Genomic DNA, 18,935 nt, shown 5'->3' with positions numbered 1-18,935 from the left:
ATTTCCGGGATCGCCCAGGACACTCAACAAGATCGTCGCGCCATGCGCAGGAGCAGAAATGACCGTAGCGTTCGTGTTGCACCGTGCCGACGGCACGCCTTTGTCGACTGTTTTCCGCAGGAAGCCGTTCGGCGAGAACGACCCTTTCGGGCCACATCGTGAAATCGCATGGGAAGGCCCCGACTCGATGGCCGCGGGCCGTATCGGCTTCGTCGGCGAACTCGACGTACCGAGCTTTCCGCACATTGAAACCATCGTCGTCGTGGCTGGCGAGCTGACGCTCGAAGTGCCCGGAGCGGCGCCGTTGGTGCTCGGTCCGCAAGCGGGGGCGGTCATCGGCAGCGGCACGAAGGTTCGCGTCAACGCGGCATCGCCCGTGCTTTTGATGTTCTGCGCGGCGGCTTGCACGAACCCGACGAAGCGCGGCCTCTTCGCGCTGCGCGCCGACGCCGACTTCAAGCCGTCCGCATCGCTGCCGGCCGACGTGCTGCTCGGTCCCGCTCCGCAATGCCGCAGCGACAACGTCTTCGTCGACGACGGCGCGGATTACTGCGCGGGTACGTGGGATTCGACGCCGTATCATCGGATCGTTCGCCCGCATCGCGTGAACGAGTTCATGCAGCTGCTGGCCGGCAGCGTACGCTTCGCCGCGCCTGACGGCAGCGTGCTGTCGCTCGGCGCCGGCGACGCGCTTTTCGTACCGCGGGGCGCACCGGTCGGGTGGGAAAGCAGCGATCGCGTGGCGAAGTTCTACGTCGTGCAAAACGTCCAGGTTTCAACCGAGCAACATTGATCATGTCACCTCCACTGCAGCACATACAAACTTCGCCCACGCTGCCGGCCGCGGCCGACGTCGTCGTGATCGGAGGCGGGATCATCGGTGTCTTTACCGCCTACTACCTGGCCCGGCGCGGGGTGTCGGTCGCGCTGGTCGAGAAGGGCAGGATCGGAGCGGAGCAGTCGAGCCGCAACTGGGGCTGGTGCCGACAGCAAAACCGCGACGAGCGCGAGTTGCCGATGGCAAGCAAGAGCCTCGATCTCTGGGAACGATTTGCCGCCGAATCCGGCGAAGACACCGGTTTTCATCGTTGCGGGCTGTTGTATCTGAGCAATGACGAAGCCGAATTGTCGCGTTGGTCCAGTTGGGGCGAGTTCGCCAAGACCGCGGGCGTGACGACCTACATGCTCGACAGCCGGCAGGCGAGCGAGCGCGGGCAGCCCACCGGGCGCCCCTGGAAGGGCGGCGTCTTTTCGCCGACCGACGGCACCGCCGATCCGGCGAAGGCCGCGCCGGCCGTGGCCGCCGCACTGATGAAGCTCGGCGGCAGCGTCATCCAGCAGTGCGCGGCCCGCGGCATCGAACTCGAGGGCGGGCGCGTTTCCGGCGTCGTCACGGAAGCCGGGGTGATCAAGACCAGGACGGCCGTGCTCGCCGGCGGCGCGTGGGCGTCGTCGTTCTGCCGCCAGCTCGGCATCCGGTTTCCCCAGGCGTCGATCCGCCAGTCGATCCTGAGCGTGTCGCCGGTCGAACAGCGCTTGCCGGATGCGCTGTACACCTCCGGCGTGTCCATTACGCGCCGCAGCGACGGACGCTACGCACTGGCCATCAGCGGCCGCGCGCGCGTGGACGTGACGCCGCAGTTCCTGCGATTCGCGCCGTATTTCGTGCCGATGTTCGCGAAGCGCTGGCGCAGCCTTCTTCCGGGCGGCCTCGAAGGCATGCGCGGCGGCCACGAAACGCTGAAGCGGTGGCGGCTCGATGCGCCGACACCGATGGAGAGGGTGCGAATTCTCGATCCGAAGCCCGATATGCCGACCGTCACCGAAACGTACCGCCGTGCCGTCGAACTGCTGCCCGAACTTCGCGAAGCAACGATCACGCACGCATGGGCCGGGTTCGTCGACAGCACGCCGGACGGCGTGCCGGGTATCGGCGAAGTGCCGGGCCTGCCGGGCTTGATTCTGGCCGCTGGCTTTTCCGGGCACGGCTTCGGCATCGGCCCGGGCGCAGGTCACTTGATCGCGGATCTCGCCACCGGTGCGCAACCGATCGTGGACCCGCTGCCGTATCGGCCCAGCCGATTCGGCGATTCCGCGTGGGGCAAGGTCGCCGATTTCTAGTTGACGGTCGTGACGCGGAAGGCGGTGGCGGCGCTTGAACGATGCGCTTCGGTTCGGTTCGAGCGACCGGCGGGATCGGTGCGGCGAATGTCCGCCGGCTTTCCGGCCTGGTACGTCAGCTTTGGAGTGTGTGATGCGTTTCAGTTCCTACTGGCTCGATACGTCCGAGCCATTCGTGGGCAGCTCGCCGGAGCTGCCTGACGGAAGTTGCGACGTGGTCGTGGTGGGCGGCGGGATCACGGGCTCGGCGGCTGCGCTGGCGCTGTCGAAAAAAGGCGCACGCGTCGTCGTCTGCGAAGCGGGCACCGTGGGGCAGGCGGCGTCGGGACGCAACGGCGGCATGTGCAACAACGGCTTCGCGCAGGATTACGCGTCACTGTCGCAGCGCATCGGCACCGAACTGGCCAACCGGTTGTATCTCGCGTTCGATGCGGGTGTCGACACGGTCGAGCGGCTGGTCAGCGAGGAGTCGATCGACTGCGATTTCGCGCGCCGCGGCAAGCTCAAGCTCGCGGCGAAACCGGAGCACTACGACAAGCTGGTGCGAAGTCAGGCGCTGCTCGCCGCGAGCGTGGACCCCGACACGCGCGTGGTGACGAAGGCGGAACTGCGCGACGAGATCGGCTCGAGCCGTTATCACGGCGGGTTGATCTTCGAGAAGAGCGCCGGGATGCACGTCGGCCGCTATGTGCGCGGTCTGGCGAACGCCGCGCAAGCGCGCGGCGCGCACATTCTGGAGCATGCGCCCGTGCTCGGCTTGAAGCGGGACGCGGGCGGCGCATACGCGGTGCATACGCCGCTCGGCGAGATTCGTGCGCGCCAGGTGCTGCTCGCGAGCGGCATTTCGCAAGTGGGGCCGTTCGGCTGGATCCGGCGCAGGATCGTGCCGGTCGGCGCGTTCATCATCGTCACCGAGCCGTTGCCGCGCGAGCTCCTGGACCGATTGCTGCCGACGCGCCGGATGGTCACCGACACGAAGAACTTCGTCAATTTCTTTCGCGTCACGCCCGACAACCGGATGCTGTTCGGCGGGCGTGCGCGTTTCGCGGCGTCGAATCCCCGTTCGGACGAAAAGAGCGGGCTGATCCTGCGACGGCAGATGGCCGCCGTGTTTCCCGAGCTGGCCGGCGTGCGCATCGACTATTGCTGGGGCGGCATGGTCGACATGACGGCCAACCGCCTGCCTCGCGCGGGCCAGCGACAAGGCGTTTACTACTCGATGGGCTATAGCGGCCACGGCACGCACATGGCCACGCTGATGGGCACGCTGATGGCGGAGATCATGGACGGGCGAGCCGATCTCAACCCGTGGAAAAACTTCGACTGGCCCGCCATTCCCGGCCACTTCGGCAAACCATGGTTTTTGCCGTTCGTGGGCGCGTGGTACCGACTCAAGGACACCCTGCAATGAATTCACCTGTGCGTCACCTGATGCAAGCCGGAAGGCTGGACCGGTTCTTCATCGACGGAGACTGGGTCATGCCCGACGGCGGCGACCGGTTCGCGGTCGTCTGCCCGTCCACCGAAGACACGCTGTGCGACATCCCGCTCGGCAACGCACGCGACGCCGACCGCGCGGTGCGGGCCGCGCGCAATGCTTTCGAACGCTGGGCCGCGACGTCGCCGCAGCAACGCGCCGCGCTGCTCGACCGCGTTCATGCGCTGATACTGGAGCGTGCCGAACTGTTCGCCACCGCGCTCGCGATGGAAATGGGCGCGCCGATCAGCTATGCGCGCGGCGCCCATGTGCCGCTCGCGGCCGAACATGTCCGGGTCGCGCGCGATAACCTGGCGAGCTACCCGTTCGTCACGCGGCGGGGGACGACCGCGGTCGTGCGCGAGCCGATCGGCGTGTGCGCGCTGATCACGCCGTGGAACTGGCCGATCTATCAAATCACCGCGAAGGTCGGCCCCGCGCTCGCGGCAGGCTGCACGGTGGTCCTGAAACCGAGCGAGCTGTCGCCGCTCAGCGCGTTGCTGTTTGCGGAAGTGATCGCCGATGCGGGCGTGCCCGCGGGCGTATTCAACCTGGTGAGCGGCAGCGGAACGGAAGTGGGCGCGGCGCTCGCGTCGCACCCGGAAGTCGACATGGTTTCGATCACGGGATCGACGCGTGCGGGCGTACTGGTCGCGCAAGCGGCGGCGCCGACCGTCAAGCGCGTCGCGCAGGAGCTGGGCGGCAAGTCGCCGAACATCGTGTTGCCCGATGCGGACCTGTCGCGTGCCGTCGCGCCGGGCGTGGCCGCCGCGTTCCGGAACATGGGCCAGTCGTGCAGCGCGCCGACCCGTCTGATCGTCCCGCGCGGCGTTCTGGGCCGCGTCGAAGAGCTGGCCGTCGCGGCAACGGAACGGATGGTCGTCGGCGATCCGTTCGCCGAAGCGACGACGCACGGCCCGCTGGCCAATCGCGCGCAGTTCGAGCGCGTCGGGCAGATGATCGACGCGGGCATCGACGAACGGGCGAAGCTCATCGCCGGCGGGCCCGGACGGCCCGCGGGTTTCGATCGAGGCTTTTATGCGCGGCCGACCGTCTTTTCCGAGGTCCGCACCGACATGACGATCGCGCAGCAGGAGATCTTCGGCCCGGTTCTCGCCATCCTTCCTTACGATACCGTCGACGAAGCCATCGCGATCGCGAACGATACGGTCTACGGGCTTGGCGCACATGTGCAGGGCACCGACAAGGAACACGTGCGCGCGGTGGCTGCGCGCATCCGGTCGGGTCAGGTGCATCTGAACTATCCGGCATGGGACCCGCAGGCTCCGTTTGGCGGATACAAGCAGTCGGGGAACGGTCGCGAGTACGGGATCGAAGGCATGGAAGAGTACATGGAAATCAAGTCGATCCTGGGTTTCCATGATTGAAGCCGCTGCTGCGCGCGATGCGGCGGGCAGTCCTGATTTGAATCCGCTTGCCTTGTAAAGGTGCCGAAATTGGAAAACCCCGTGATCCCCGACGCGTCGCTGAAAGCACATTACGCGCACTGGGCGACGTTGCGCCGCGATCTGCATGCGCATCCCGAGTTGCGCTTCGAAGAGCACAGGACGGCCGACGTCGTCGCCCGCGAGCTTGAAGCTCTCGGCTATGCGGTGTCGCGCGGGCTCGGAGGCACGGGCGTCGTCGCGAGCCTGCCCGGTGCGGACCCGGGCCGCGGCATCGTGCTCCGTGCCGATCTGGATGCGTTGCCGATCCAGGAAGCCAACGACTTTGCGCACGCATCGGGCGCCCAAGGGGTCATGCACGCGTGCGGGCATGACGGGCATACCGTGATGTTGCTGGGGGCTGCGCGCATCCTGAAGGAACTGCCGCAGTTGCCTGGCACGGTTCATTTCGTGTTTCAGCCCGGGGAAGAGGGGGGCGCGGGCGCGCGCAAGATGATCGACGACGGGCTGTTCGAGCGCTATCCGACGGAGGCGGTATTCGGCATGCACAACTGGCCGGGTTTGCCTGCCGGGCATTTCGGGTTGCGTACCGGCCCGATCATGGCCGCGGGCTGCCGATTCAGGATCACGGTAACGGGCAAGGGCGCGCATGCGGCGCAGCCGCATCTGGGCATCGACCCCGTCCCGCTCGCGTGTTCGATGGTGCTGCAGTGTCAGACAATCGCCGCGCGGCACAAGGATCCCGTGGATCCCGCCGTCATTTCCGTCTGCATGTTCCATGCGGGAACGACGGACAATGTCATTCCGGATAGCGCCGAGTTGCGCGGGACGATCCGCACGCTGTCGTCGACATTGCAGCAGACGTTGCAGCGCGACGTCCAGCTCATGTGCGAGGGGCTGGCCCGTGCCTACGGCGCGCAAGTGGACGTCGAGTTTTTCCAGTACTACCCCGCGACGGTCAACACGGCGGCCGAGACCGCACTCTGCGAAGCGGTCATTCGCGAGACGTTCGGCGCCGAACGCCTTAACCGCGACGTGCCGCCGAACATGACGTCCGAAGATTTCGGCTTCATGCTGGAGGAGCGGCCCGGCGCGTATGTGCTGATCGGCAATGCGCAGGCCGGAACGGCCGCGCCGGCTCTGCATCACCCGAAATACGATTTCAACGACGACATCATTCCGGCCGGCGTCCGGTATTGGGTCGCGCTGGCGCAGCATTACTTCGCGACCGTATGACGCGGCGGTTCGATCGATCGTGCCCGGCGGATTCGTCGCGCGATCAGGGCGCGGTGCCCGTATCGCGCATGCGAAGCAGTCACGACAGGCGTTCGCCGGGGACGTATGCTCGATGCCGAACAAGTCGGTAGCCGAGCCGCATCGAACGGTAATGTGCGGGCTGAACATTAAAGACGCGTTAACAGCCGATTTACGGGTTGTTAAGCATGACGAAGTCATTATTTCCTATAGTCGACTCCATGAACTTGCCGGTACGACGCGTATGCCGCGAACGCCCGGGCGTCGATGCGGGCTCGTCGAACATCCCGTGAGACGGGGGCGCGCCGGCGTTCGCGCCCGGTTGCGGAATGGTGCCCTTTGGAAGGATCGCTTGATGAAACAGGAACACGTGATGAACGATTCTCGCTCGATGACGGAGCTTCGCTATCGAAGGTTCACCGCGGCCGATATACCCGCGGCCCACGCGCTCTCCATGGCGCTTCGCTGGCCATTCAGGCTGGAAGACTGGCAGTTTTCCGCCGACACGTCGATCGCGTTCGCGGCCGAGGAGAGCGGTGCGGTCATCGGTACGGCGATGTGCTGGAAGTTCGGCGCGGACCGTGCGTCCATCGGGCACGTCATCGTGTCGTCCGCACACCAGGGCCGGGGTATCGGCCGCGAGCTGATGGAGACGCTCCTCGAAGAACTGGGGCCGCGCATCACGTTCCTGCATGCGACGCCGGCTGGCCTGCCGCTCTACGAAAAGCTCGGTTTCGACGTGTGCGGATCGCTGGACCAGTATCAAGGGAACGTGAGCCGGCCTGCCGCGGTCGCACTGCCCGATGGCGAGCGACTGCGGGCCGGGACGCCTGCCGATTTGCGTTGTCTCGTCGAACTGGACGCGCGCGCTTCCAGCCTCGAGCGCGATGCGCTTTTGTCGGCATTGCTGACGCGCGGGGAAAGCGTCGTGCTCGAGCGCGACGGCGAAATCGTCGGATTTTCGGTGCTGCGCCGCTTCGGCCGCGGTTACCTGATCGGCCCGGTGGTCGCACCGCGTTCGACCGGCGACGCGCGTGCGAGGGCGCTGATCGGCTATTGGTTGAGCGGCTTGGAGAACGAATTCGTCCGCATCGACGTACCTTCGGGAACGAGCTTGCCGGACTGGCTCGATACGCAGGGATTGAAGCGGGTGGACACCTGCTCGAAGATGGTTCGCAACGCGCCCGCCGCGGCACACGGCGGAGCGCCCGATCCGGCATGCGGGCTATACGGACTCGTCAGCCAGGCGATGATGTAGGTCACGGCCGCGCGCCCGGCGGCGGCGGTCGACGTCCAGCCAGGCCGCTGATCGCGATCTCGGCCGCTACGCTTGCGACGCGAACCCGCGCTTCAAGCGCGTCCTGATCGACATGTCGGTGGGGGCGTGACGCACGGCGCCGGCGCCTGCCATGAAGCGATCGGACGGCATTCGGCCGGTGCGCGGGCTGCCGCGCGGCTTGCGCATGTTGTGCTGCCGCGGCTGCGCAAAACAGCGGATGATGCGCGCGCCATGCGCCAATACGCGGCAACTGCGCTTTTTGGCGATGCTTAAATGGTATTCATCGGGCGGCCATCGCCCGATCACGAACCTGCGGCGACAGGCGGGCAGGCGCTCCGCATGCACGTCATTCGCGGCGCCCGAATGCTCACGAAGGATCCGATGAAATTCGAATCGTACTGGCTGGATACCCGCCCCGACTTTCGCGCCGGCAGCGAAGGGCCCGTCGAAGGGCGTGCCGACGTGGTCGTGATCGGCGGTGGTTTTACCGGGTTGTCGGCGGCGCTGGCGCTCGCGCAGCGCGGCGTGTCGGTCGTGGTGCTCGAAGCCGCACAGGTTGCGGCCGAGGCATCCGGCCGCAACGGCGGCCAATGCAACACCGGCGTCGCGCAGGACTACGCGTCGCTCGCCGCGCGGATCGGCGCCGCGCAGGCGAAGCAGTTCTACCGTGCCTACGAGAGCGCGGTGCGAACCGTCGAAACGATCGTTGCCGAACACGCGATCGACTGCGACTTCCGGCGTGCGGGCAAGCTGAAGCTGGCCGCGAAGCCGCAACATTTCGCGGGGCTCGCGAAGACCTTCGACGCATTGCGGCGCGACGTCGATCCGGATATCGAACTGATCGAGCCGGCGCGGATTCGCGATGAGGTCGGCTCCGACGGCTTTTACGGCGGCCTGCTGCAGCGCAATGGCGTGCAGATGCACATGGGCAAGTTCGGCGTCGGGCTCGCGCAAGCGGCCGAGCGGGCCGGCGCGCGCATCTACGAGCGTGCGGCCGTCACGCAGCTCGAGCGGCTCGATGGCGAGCGCCACGCGATCACCAGCACGCGCGGCACGATCGTGGCCGATCGCGTGCTGGTGGCGACCGGCGCATCGCAGCACGGGCCGTTCGCGTGGTTCCGGCGGCGCATCGCGCCGGTCGGCAGTTTCATCGTGGTGACCGAGCCGCTTCCCGACGAACAACTGAACCGGCTGCTTCCGCACCGCCGCGCATACGTGACGTCGCGCCAGATCGGCAATTACTTCCGCGTGACGCCCGACAATCGGCTGCTGTTCGGCGGCCGCGCGCGCTTCGCGATGTCGAGCCCGCGCTCCGACGCGAAAAGCGGCGACATCCTGCGCGCCGGGATGGCCGATTATTTCCCGGCGCTCGCGAACGTGCGGCTCGACTATTGCTGGGGCGGGCTCGTCGACATCACCGCCGACCGCCTGCCGCGTGCCGGCCAGCACGACGGCGTCTATTACTCGATGGGCTACAGCGGCCACGGCGTGCAGATGTCGGTGCACATGGGCCGCGTGATGGCCGACGTGATGTATGGCGCGGCCGCGTCGAATCCGTGGCGCGAGCTCGACTGGCCGGCAATGCCGGGCCATTTCGGGCACGCGTGGTTCCTGCCGTTCGTCGGCGCGTATTACCGGCTGCAGGACATCCTGCACTGAACGATGAAAAGACGCGCGCCGGGCCGGCCGCGTGCGCTGCGCACAGACGCTGATGGAAGCCGGCGTGCGGTCGTTCGCGCACGGCTTCCGGCGAATCCGGGCTGACCGCTGTCATTCGCGTCGCCCGGGCCGTCGAGCGGGCCGATTGTCGGCGGCGTCGAACGGCGGTCGAACGATGTGCCCCGCTGGACGGGGAGCGGGCACATTGCCCCGCTATCGGGTCGGCCCGACCGTATCCGTCTCCACGTCGAACGATGCATCCGCGACACGCGCGCGTTTCAGCGAGCCGGCGAGCTTCTCGATCGCATGCAGATCGAGTGCGTCGAGGTGCTCGCGCGTCGCCTGCGCGAAGGCCGCATGGTCCGGCGCGTCAGCGAACCGGCCGAGCCATTCCTCGATATCGGTGAGCCGGCCCTCGCCGGCGAGCTGGATCAGTTCGTCGAGCGCATCGTCGGACGGGCCGTGCGGTATCGGTGCGGCGCTTTCCGGTTCGGCGTCGCGCATCGGCTGAAACCGCCGGACGAGCCACGACGCCGGCACGAGCGCGTGCCCGACGGCCGGCGCGACGATCGGGAACGAGAACGACGTGCCGACGCCCGGCCGGCTGGAAACGGCCAGTTCGCCACCCATCGCGGCGACGATACGCTGCGCGATGAACAGGCCGAGCCCCGTTCCTCCGTTGACGGCCTGCACCTGCTGGTACGCACGGAAGATGTCGGCCGTTCCGGCGATGTCGATCCCGATGCCCGTATCGGCGACCTCGAACGTCAGGCGCCATGCATCGCCTTCCCGCGATGCGCGGACCGACAATGTGACCGTGCCGTCGCGCGTGAACTTCGATGCGTTGGACAGCAGGTTGAGCAGCACCTGCTGCAGCCGGATGCCGTCGATCGACAGCTTGCGCGGCAATGGCGTCAGCGGCCGATAGTCGAACCGGTTGCCCTGCTGCGAACACAGCGCGACCGCATAGTCGCCGATATCGTTCAGCAGGCCGGGCAGGTCGGTCACGTCGGGCGAAATGCCGAGCGGCAGAAGCTCGGCTTTGGTGAACGCGAGCAATTCGTCGATCAGCGCGAGCTGGTAGCGGATGCTGCGGTCGATCGACCGGATCAGCCGCGCCTGGCCGCGCGTTGCGCTTTGCAGCAGCAGCTTTGCGTAGCCGTTGATCGTGGACAGCGGTGCGCGCAAATCGTGGCTGACATAGCCGAGCGTCTCGATCTTCTGCTGCATGTGCGTCTTCGCCTGCTGCAGCGCATCGTTGAGCGCGACGGTGCGTCTCGCCACTTCGTCGCGCAGCCGATCCTGTTCGGTGAGCTGCCAGTGCTCGAGCCGCTTGCGCGCGTCGGTGCGCTGGCGGCCCACGTGGTCGATCCATGCGGCCAGCACCAGCAGATGCGTGGCGAGCCCGATGATCGCGATGACGGGGTTCGGATAGAGGTCGGATTTCAGCCAGAACAGCCAGGCCGGCATCGCGTTCATGCCGTCGAGCATCCGGAGCAGGATGTTGAAGGTGGCGAACGTGACGGCGATCAGCATCACGCGGCTCGTCGGCGTGCGGCGGATCGCGAGCATCAGCGCGACGCTGATGTTCACGATCCCCATCACCGTGTTCAGCCACAGGCAGAACCACGTGAACGTCAGCAGGTCGCCGAACGCCGCGCCGGCCATGCCGACGCATTCGAGCGCGAGGAACGCAACGTAGATCGCCCGCATCGGCATGCCGGCCTTCTCGCGGTGCGCCACCATCAGGATGAAGGCGATGAAGCATGCCACCGACAGATACGCGAAGATCATCTCGCCGCGCGCGGACCACGCGTAGGCGCCGGGCCACAGATACATCGCGGTATAGCCGCGGTACGTCGCTTCGAACAGCGTCGTGCTCAGGGCCAGCACCGCCAGCACGACGAACATGCCGCTGCGCGAAAAGAAACCGATCAGCAGCGCGCACCATACGAGTGCGAGCAGCCCGCCGAAGAAGCCGAAGTTCCACATCGCGGCGTGAAGTTCCTGCGCGTTCCACGCGTCGCGGGTGAACGCGGCCGGCGCGAGCCGCATTTCCTTGCGCGACGTGACGCGGATCAGCACGGGCAGTCGTTCGCCCGCGCGCAGCGTCATGTCGAGCACCGGATATCGGGAAGCCGCACGGTTCGCGTCGCCGTTATCCGCGGGGAATCGGGCGGCGAGCGTCCACGCGCCGCCGCGTTCGACATAAAAGTCTGCCCGGTCGACGCGTGCGTCGCGAATCGCGAGCACCAGCGCGCGCTCGACGCTGTCGCGATTGGCCAGCGTCGCGCCCACCCACCACGCAGAGCGGGAAAACTCGATGTTGAAAGACGGTTGCGCTGCCGCGGGCGCGCCGCGTGGTGAACCTTCAAGCCGCGCGGCCACCTCGCCGACGGACATCGCCGCGCCCGGATCCTCGACGATCGACACCGCTTCCACGCGCGCGGAGCGTCCGGATGGCTCCGTCGCGTCGGCGCGGGGCGCCGCGCACGCGGCGACCAGCGCCAGCAGGAGCGGCAGGACGGCGAGCCAGCCCGACGCGCGGTGCCTATGCATCGCGCGGGTGTTCATGCGACGGGGGCGGTGCGTCGACCATCGGGCGCTGGCGCCGCCAGTCGGACGGCGTGATGCCGAAGCGCTCGCGAAACGCCGTGGCGAAATTGCCCGGCGTCGAAAAACCGATTTCCTCGGCGATGTCGCCGATTCCCATCGACGTCTCCGCGAGAAAGTGCTTCGCCGCGCGCAGTCGCGTATCGCGCAGATATTCGAACACGGTCTGGCCAAGGTGATCGCGGAACACGCGGGACAGGCGCTTCTCGTGCGTGCCGACCTGCCGCGCGAGTTCGTCGAGCGCCGGCGGGTTGCGCAGCTCGCGCAGCAGGATCTCGCTGGCCGCGCGCACCAGCGCGGCGTCGGGATGATCGGGCAGTTCGGGCAGGTGCGCAAACGGCTGGCTGCGCCGCGCGCGCTTCAGGTGATTGCGGATTCGGGCGATCACCTCGGCCGGTTCGAACGGCTTCACGATGTAGTCGAGCGCACCGGTTTCGAGCCCCGCGATCCGATCCTCGAGATCGCCCGCGGCGGTCAGGATGATGACGGGAATGTTCTGTGTCGAAGGCGTGGACGCCAGCAGCCGGCACGCGGCGAAACCGTCCATGCGCGGCATTCGCACATCCATCAGGATCAGGTCGGGTGCGATGGCCTGCGCGCGGTGATACGCCTGCAGGCCGTCGAATGCGACGCTGATCCGGCACCGCGCGGCGCGCAGGATTTCCGTCAGGAGCCGCAGGTCGTTCGGGCGGTCGTCCACGACGAGAATGTGTGCGCCAACGAGATCCGGCGTGGCGCGAAGCGACGCCGGACTGGACGAGCGGGATGACATGGTTGCGAAAGCTTAGGGGGTAGGCCGGGGGGGCGGACTCGATGCATCTTTGTGCACGATTGTTGCAAAAAATTATATGCCGACAAAGACACGGGCGGTGAGGATTCCGTGCGATGTGTGTGGGCATGTTTGACAGCGCCCCGGTCTGTTGCAATCACCGCAACCCGGGGGTGAAAATCGGGTGGAAAAAAATTCCGATTCCGATATTAAATATCGGATTTTATTTCCGATCGAATGGCCGCTACATCGAATTGGCCCGGACGATGAATTGCCGTTCCTTGCGTCGAGAAGGTGGCCGGCACGGCGGCGGATCGGGTTCATCAATTCACTGTCTCCGCGATTAAGGTTTTATTTATCCGTTAAAAATACTTTCACATATATCCGGCTCGTCGCGCCGGATTGTATGAATGTAAATAGCTTCCGCTACGGAAAACAATTTGTCCGCTCCGGAAAAGGTTTGAACGGAAGAAGCCCGGCACACTAGGCAGGACGCGGCTGGAATCGGTTCTTTGACATGACCCGGTTCTACGCGAAATTTTCTGCCGCTGCCGTCTTTTCGAGGATGCGGCATTCAATGTGACATTGAATGCTGGCGGTCCCACTTTTCGGGACGACGGTCATGCGGCGAAGGTTGGCACGAGGTAATGCGAGCTTCATCGTTCGTCGAATGCACCGATATGAAAAATTACCGATGAATCATGAAGCAGATGCGAGTTTGGCACATCAGGCAACAAAAAATCGTCAAACAAAGTCAGTAGATTAATTGAGTGCAGGGGTCATCCGGCGGTCATCTTCCATTCCGGAAATCCGGAATCGAAGATGCGCGCCAGGATGGAAAGAGTGAGTGGGTTCGCGTCGATCGCCGGGCGGTTCGATCTTTCGAGCGGCGGTTGCGCGGAACGCACTCTCGAATCAGGCGGGCACGAAAAAACATGAACATCAAAAGCATGGCAGATCAAAGCAGCGGTTCTCCCGAACCGTTGTCGGCTGTCAGCGGCCGCGGGCCGGCGGCGCATGCATCTGCTCCGGGGGCCACGCGGGGTCATCCTCCCCCCGAATGACACTGCGCGGGCGGCGCGTCGATTCGGCGCGACGTCCGTCCATCCGGCGTCGAACGACGCCCTCTCATGAGATTCGAGGTCGCCCGCGCTTCGGCGCGACGGCGTGCGCACGCGCTCGTTCCCGGAACGGCGCGCAGCGTGCCGCCTGATCCGGGCACCCGGCTTCCATGATTCGATAAACCGTGATCGTTGTCGTGCCTCGTGTCGTCCGGACACGGGCCGCGTACGGTCGCGTGATCGCGACGTGTGTCGCGTGTGTCGTGCAGAGCCGTCCGGCAGTCAAGTTAGAAGTCCGAAGTAGGTTGCGGAGCGTCGCGGGGCGGGTGAAAACGGAGACGGAGACAGTCTTCGCCCGGCCGCGTTCGCTGTTGCGTCATCCAGCACATGTGAACCGAGGGAAAACAAGATGAACAAGTCGTTCAAGTCGATCTGGAACGAAGCACTGGGCGCGTGGGTCGCGGCGTCGGAGCTCGATCGTGCGCGCGGCAAGCGGGTTGCGTCGTCGAGAACAAGCGCGTCCGCGCATGCGACGGACGCGGGCTCCGCCGCGGGCGGGGCAACGCCGCCGGCGCTGTCGCCCAGACGACTCGTCATGATGATGGCGGCCGCGTATCTGGGGCTGTTTCAGGCCGGCGCGCATGCGCAATATTCGGCGGGCGGCGGCTCCGCGACCGGCGGCGCCAGTTCGGTCGCGATCGGTAACGGTTCGGTAGCGTCGCAGGTGAATGCCACCGCATACGGCAACCTGTCGACGGCGGCCGGCCTGTCGTCCACCGCGATCGGGCCGGGCGCGCATGCGATGGGTGATGGCGGGACGGCCATCGGCATCAACTCGCAGGCGACCGGCGTCAATAGCTCGGCGCTGGGCGTGCAGGCGATCGGCAGCGGCGCTTACTCGGTTGCCGTCGGCAATCTGTCGAGCGCGACCCAGAGCGGTACCGTGGCGATCGGCAGCGGCGCGGCCGCGACCGGCGTGTCGGCTGTCGGGCTCGGCAACAATGCGCTGGCGTCCGGCCAGTATGCGGCCGCGCTCGGTCTCGGGGCGAGCGCGGTGGGAGCTCAAAGCGTTTCGCTCGGCTATGCGTCGAATGCAACCAATACGGGCTCGGTCGCGCTTGGCAACCAGTCGACGAGTTCGGGCGCGGCCGGCGTTGCGGTCGGCAGCGGCGCGCTGGCTTCCGGAAATTCGGGTGTTGCGATGGGCGTCAACAGCGGCGCGAAGGGCAGCGCGTCGATCGCGATCGGCTGGGGCGGCGTGGCGGGCGTGCCCGGTTCGGGCACGCAGTCGCTCGGCGCCAGTTCGATCGCGATGGGTTCGAATACGACGGCCGGTGCCGCCAATGCGATGGCGTTCGGTGTGAACACCGGTGCGTCGGGCCTCAGTTCGATCGCGATGGGCGTTCAAGCGAGCGCGACGCAGCAGTATGGCGTTGCGCTCGGCAATCTCGCGCTCGCCAGCGGCATATCGGCATCGGCGCTGGGCCCCGGGGCCACGGCGTCGGCCATCAATTCGACGGCGATCGGCATCAACAGCGTCGCGGCGGCGGGATCCACCGTGGCGATCGGCGACAGCAACTCGGTGGCCGCCACGGCGGGTGCGGGGTCGATCGCCGGCGGTAACAACTCGAAGGTGCTGGGCGGCATCGGTGCGGTGGCACTCGGCTTCGGTCAGACCGTGAGCGGCAACGGCGCGGTGGCTATCGGCGACCCGAGCACCTCGATCGGCACCGGCGCGGTGACGGCCGGTTCGAACAACACCGCGAACGGCAACGGTGCGGTGGCGATCGGCAACACGAACAATGCGCTGGGCACCGGCTCGGTCGCGCTCGGCAATACGTCGACCGCGGCGGCAGCGGGCGCGGTGGCGTTCGGCGCATCGGCGGTGGCGAACAATACGAACGACGTCGCGCTCGGCTCCGGCTCGGTGACGGCCGCGCCGAATCCGACCGCGACCGGCACCATCGGCGGCGTCACGTATACGTTCAACGGCGTCAATCCGACCAGCGTCGTCAGCGTCGGCGCGCCGGGCAGCGAGCGCCAGATCACCAACGTCGCGGCGGGGCGGATCAGCTCGACCAGCACCGACGCGATCAACGGCTCGCAGCTCGATGCGACGAACCAGGCGGTGACGTCGCTGTCGACGTCGACGTTGTCGAGCATCACGTCGCTGTCGACGTCGACTTCGACGGGGATCAGCTCGTTGTCGACGGGCCTCAGCTCGACCAACAGTTCCGTGACATCTTTGTCGACGTCCACGTCTACCGGCTTGTCGTCGGCCAACAGCGCGATCACGTCGCTGTCCACGTCGACTTCGACGGGGATCAACTCGCTGTCTACTGGCCTGAGCTCGACGAACAGCACGATCACGTCGCTGTCGACGTCGACGTCGACGGGCATCGGCTCGTTGTCGACCGGTCTGAGCTCGACGAACAGCACGATCACGTCGCTGTCCACATCGACGTCGACGGGCCTCAGCTCGCTGTCGACCGGCCTGTCCAGCACCAACAGCAACCTGACGTCGCTGTCGACGGCCACGTCGACGGGCCTCAGCTCGTTGTCCACGGGCCTCAGCTCGATCGCGTCGAACAACAACAACCTCGGCAACAGCACGGCCGGCGCGATCGGCGGCGGTTCGACCTACGATCCGACGACCGGCACGATCTCGGCGCCGTCGTACGTGACGTACAACCGCGACGGCTCGACGACGATCAACAACAACGTCGGCTCGGCGATCGACAACATCAACGCGAACGGCATCAAGTACTTCCACGCGAACTCGACCGCGCCGGACAGCCAGGCGCTGGGCCTCGACAGCGTCGCGATCGGCCCGAATGCGATCGCGCGCGTGGACGGCAGCATCGCGCTCGGCTCGGGTTCGGTGGCCGATCGCCCGGTCGTGCCGACGTCGGGGACCATGCGCAACGGCAGCGCGTCGATTCCGTTCGATACGACCGACGCGACGCTGCTCGGCGCGGTATCCGTCGGCAGTGCGACGGGCAATTCCTATCGCCAGATCACCAACGTCGCGGACGGCACCGACCAGCACGACGCGGTGACGGTGCGGCAGCTGACCGGCGCGTTGCAGTCGTTCGCGGTCACGCCCCAGAAGTACTTCCACGCGAATTCGACTGCGGCGGATTCGCTCGCGGTCGGCGCGGAATCGGTCGCGGTGGGGCCGACGACGGTGGTGAACGGCGATAACGGCGTGGGTATCGGCAACGGCGCGATCGTCGACCAGACCGCTCCTGGCGGTGTTGCGATCGGGCAGGCCGCGCATTCCGCGCAGGCCGACGCGATCGCGCTCGGCAGCGGCGCGACGGCGACCGGCGCGCAGTCCGTCGCGCAGGGCGCCAATGCGGTCGCGGTCAGCGTCGGCAGCGTCGCGCTCGGCTCGGGCGCGCGCAGCTCGGCGACCGATGCGCTCGCGCTCGGGGCCGGCGCGACGTCGACGTTCGCGAACAGCGTCGCGCTCGGCGCCGGTTCGCTGACGACGGTCGGCGCACTGACGAACTACATCGCGTACGGCCTGAGCAGCCCGCAATCGTCGGCCGGCGAAGTGAACGTCGGCAACCGGCAGATCACCGGTCTCGCGGCAGGCAAGAGCGGCACCGATGCGGTGAACGTGTCGCAGCTCGATGCGGTCGCGAACCAGCTGACGACGCTGATCGACCAGCGCACCGCGAACGGCTCGTATTCGACGAATCCGACCGGCACGAAGACCGCGCCGCTGCCGGCCGGCTCGAATTCGTCGGCGGGCGGCTCGGGTGCGGTGGCATCGGGCTCGAACAGCACGGCGGTCGGCAACAGTTCGACGGCGTCCGGCAACGGCTCGACCGCGATCGGCGTCGGCGCGGTGTCGTCGGGCAACAACTCGACCGCGATCGGCGCCGGCAGCAACGACGGCGGCCGGTCGAACGTGGTCGCGGTCGGCTCGGCGGATGCGCCGCGGCAGGTCGCCAACGTCGCGGCGGGCACGCAGGGCACCGACGCGGTGAACGTCAATCAGCTGAATGCCGTATCGAACCAGTTCACGCAGTCGCTGAACACGGTCAACAACCAGCTCACGCAGATGCAGCAGCAGATCCAGCAGACCGACTCGATGGCGCGCCAAGGGATTGCCGCAACCGCCGCGATCGCGTCGATTCCGCACATGGACCGCGACTCCAATTTCGCGATGGGGGTCGGTACTTCGACGTTCCTCGGTCAGAAGGCCATGGCGGTCGGCGTGCAGGCGCGCATCACGGAGAACCTGAAGGCGACGCTGAACGGCGGTTTCGCCGGCAGCCAGCGCGTCGTCGGCGCCGGTATGTTGTATCAGTGGAAGTGAGCGAGCGCGAACCACACGGAACGCACGCGAATGCGGCTGTGCCGCGCGCACCGCATTCGCTGCGCCCATCGCATTTTCGGAGTCATCAAGTGAAAAAACACCATCTTGCATTGCTGGCGTCCGTCGTTTCCCTGACTGCGTGTTCGAGCGCATCGGGGCCGACGTTCAACGCGTACGAACTGCAGCCGCGCGACGGCATTCGAACCTTCCGGGTGGACTGCCACGGCATCCTGTCGAGCGAGAAGACCTGCATGAAAGTCGCGACGCGCATGTGCGGCAGCGACGCCGTGCGCACGGTCGATTCCACGGCGCCGTTCCGCGAAGGCGCCGATCCGCGCTCGCTCGTGTTCCAGTGCGGCGCGCCCGCCGCGCCGGCCCCGACAGCCGCGCCGGCCGCACCGGCGGCCGCCGAGAAAGTCAGCCTGACGGGCGATGCGTACTTTGCGACCGACTCCGCCGCGCTGACGCCCACCGCGCAGGCTGCGCTCGACGCGTTGCTGAATCGTCAGGGCGACAAGCATTACTCGCGCGTGGACGTGACCGGCTATACCGACTCGACCGGCTCGGATGCGCACAATCTGTCGCTGTCGCGGCGGCGTGCGGAGGCGGTCGCGGCCTATTTGCGCGAGCATGGGCTGAAGGCGGATTCGTTCGCGGCGACGGGGCGCGGCGAGGCCGATCCGGCGGCGTCGAACGATACGGCGGAAGGGCGCGCGCGCAACCGCCGCGTGGAAATCCTGCTGCAGAAGTAGCCGCGGCGACACGGCATCGGCACGCGCGAGCGTCGCAACCGGCGGCGCGCGTGCCGCCGCCGCTTTGCCGGCCTGCCCGGTGGCGGGATCGCGATCCCGCCATGGAAAACTGTATGAATATACAGTATAGTATCCGTCGAACTCGAGCCGCACAGGCATGACCGGTGCGGCTCGCGCGCCGCGCCTGCGGGCATTCGCCGCAGCGTTCCGGCAC

General features: G+C 66.9%; 11 protein-coding genes. 9 read left to right on the top strand and 2 right to left on the bottom strand.

Features of this window, described 5'->3' with window-relative positions; all coding sequences use genetic code 11:
• Positions 1–58 precede the first annotated feature (58 nt).
• The 7 genes from AC3WLY_RS14200 (at position 59) to AC3WLY_RS14170 (ending at position 9,196) form a co-directional block, all read left to right on the top strand.
• Positions 59–793 carry a cupin domain-containing protein gene (locus AC3WLY_RS14200; RefSeq protein WP_492308732.1) on the top strand — a complete coding sequence of 245 codons (735 nt, stop codon included), beginning with the start codon at positions 59–61 and terminating at the stop codon, positions 791–793.
• 2 nt (positions 794–795) lie between these two features.
• Positions 796–2,121: an NAD(P)/FAD-dependent oxidoreductase gene (locus AC3WLY_RS14195; RefSeq protein ID WP_492308733.1), complete on the top strand. Its 1,326-nt coding sequence runs from the start codon at positions 796–798 to the stop codon at positions 2,119–2,121.
• Between the two features lie 133 nt (positions 2,122–2,254).
• Complete coding sequence (locus AC3WLY_RS14190; RefSeq protein WP_310136230.1) at positions 2,255–3,532, top strand: FAD-dependent oxidoreductase; 1,278 nt, start codon at positions 2,255–2,257, stop codon at positions 3,530–3,532.
• On the top strand, positions 3,529–4,986 hold the full coding sequence (locus AC3WLY_RS14185) for an aldehyde dehydrogenase family protein (protein WP_492308719.1): 1,458 nt from the start codon (positions 3,529–3,531) through the stop codon (positions 4,984–4,986). The genes AC3WLY_RS14190 and AC3WLY_RS14185 overlap by 4 nt, the downstream gene beginning before the upstream one ends.
• 69 nt (positions 4,987–5,055) lie before the next feature.
• Positions 5,056–6,240, top strand: a complete 1,185-nt coding sequence (locus AC3WLY_RS14180; RefSeq protein ID WP_492308720.1) for a M20 aminoacylase family protein — start codon at positions 5,056–5,058, stop codon at positions 6,238–6,240.
• A 373-nt stretch (positions 6,241–6,613) separates the two neighbouring features.
• Entirely contained in the window at positions 6,614–7,516 is a 903-nt protein-coding gene (locus tag AC3WLY_RS14175; RefSeq protein ID WP_492308721.1) for a GNAT family N-acetyltransferase, read from the top strand.
• A gap of 402 nt (positions 7,517–7,918) precedes the next feature.
• On the top strand, positions 7,919–9,196 hold the full coding sequence (locus AC3WLY_RS14170) for an NAD(P)/FAD-dependent oxidoreductase (RefSeq protein WP_492308722.1): 1,278 nt from the start codon (positions 7,919–7,921) through the stop codon (positions 9,194–9,196).
• A gap of 213 nt (positions 9,197–9,409) precedes the next feature.
• Here AC3WLY_RS14170 and AC3WLY_RS14165 read toward each other — a convergent pair whose 3' ends face one another.
• Together AC3WLY_RS14165 and AC3WLY_RS14160 are read right to left on the bottom strand one after the other, a co-directional pair.
• A complete protein-coding gene (locus AC3WLY_RS14165; RefSeq protein WP_492308723.1) occupies positions 9,410–11,755 on the bottom strand; it encodes a sensor histidine kinase in 2,346 nt (781 codons plus the stop codon).
• Positions 11,748–12,581, bottom strand: a complete 834-nt coding sequence (locus AC3WLY_RS14160; RefSeq protein WP_175963455.1) for a response regulator transcription factor — start codon at positions 12,579–12,581, stop codon at positions 11,748–11,750. Before AC3WLY_RS14160 ends, AC3WLY_RS14165 begins: the two co-directional genes overlap by 8 nt.
• A 1,467-nt stretch (positions 12,582–14,048) precedes the next feature.
• Here AC3WLY_RS14160 and AC3WLY_RS14155 point away from each other — a divergent pair.
• Both AC3WLY_RS14155 and AC3WLY_RS14150 read left to right on the top strand, forming a co-directional pair.
• A complete protein-coding gene (locus tag AC3WLY_RS14155) occupies positions 14,049–17,969 on the top strand; it encodes a YadA-like family protein (protein WP_492308724.1) in 3,921 nt (1,306 codons plus the stop codon).
• Between the two features lie 89 nt (positions 17,970–18,058).
• A complete protein-coding gene (locus AC3WLY_RS14150; protein WP_492308725.1) occupies positions 18,059–18,721 on the top strand; it encodes an OmpA family protein in 663 nt (220 codons plus the stop codon).
• Positions 18,722–18,935: the final 214 nt, after the last annotated feature.

It is taken from the genome of Burkholderia sp. FW306-1C-G01B (assembly GCF_058781685.1).
This window is presented reverse-complemented; position numbering and strand designations above follow the sequence as displayed.

Excerpts from the sequence above, each read along its gene's own strand:
- AC3WLY_RS14165 (WP_492308723.1), bottom strand. The coding sequence starts at position 11,755 with ATGCATAGGCACCGCGCGTCGGGCTGGCTCGCCGTCCTGCCGCTCCTG.
- AC3WLY_RS14155 (WP_492308724.1), top strand. The coding sequence starts at position 14,049 with ATGAACAAGTCGTTCAAGTCGATCTGGAACGAAGCACTGGGCGCGTGG.
- AC3WLY_RS14195 (WP_492308733.1), top strand. The coding sequence starts at position 796 with ATGTCACCTCCACTGCAGCACATACAAACTTCGCCCACGCTGCCGGCC.
- AC3WLY_RS14185 (WP_492308719.1), top strand. The coding sequence starts at position 3,529 with ATGAATTCACCTGTGCGTCACCTGATGCAAGCCGGAAGGCTGGACCGG.
- AC3WLY_RS14170 (WP_492308722.1), top strand. The coding sequence starts at position 7,919 with ATGAAATTCGAATCGTACTGGCTGGATACCCGCCCCGACTTTCGCGCC.
- AC3WLY_RS14160 (WP_175963455.1), bottom strand. The coding sequence starts at position 12,581 with ATGTCATCCCGCTCGTCCAGTCCGGCGTCGCTTCGCGCCACGCCGGAT.
- AC3WLY_RS14200 (WP_492308732.1), top strand. The coding sequence starts at position 59 with ATGACCGTAGCGTTCGTGTTGCACCGTGCCGACGGCACGCCTTTGTCG.
- AC3WLY_RS14175 (WP_492308721.1), top strand. The coding sequence starts at position 6,614 with ATGAAACAGGAACACGTGATGAACGATTCTCGCTCGATGACGGAGCTT.
- AC3WLY_RS14190 (WP_310136230.1), top strand. The coding sequence starts at position 2,255 with ATGCGTTTCAGTTCCTACTGGCTCGATACGTCCGAGCCATTCGTGGGC.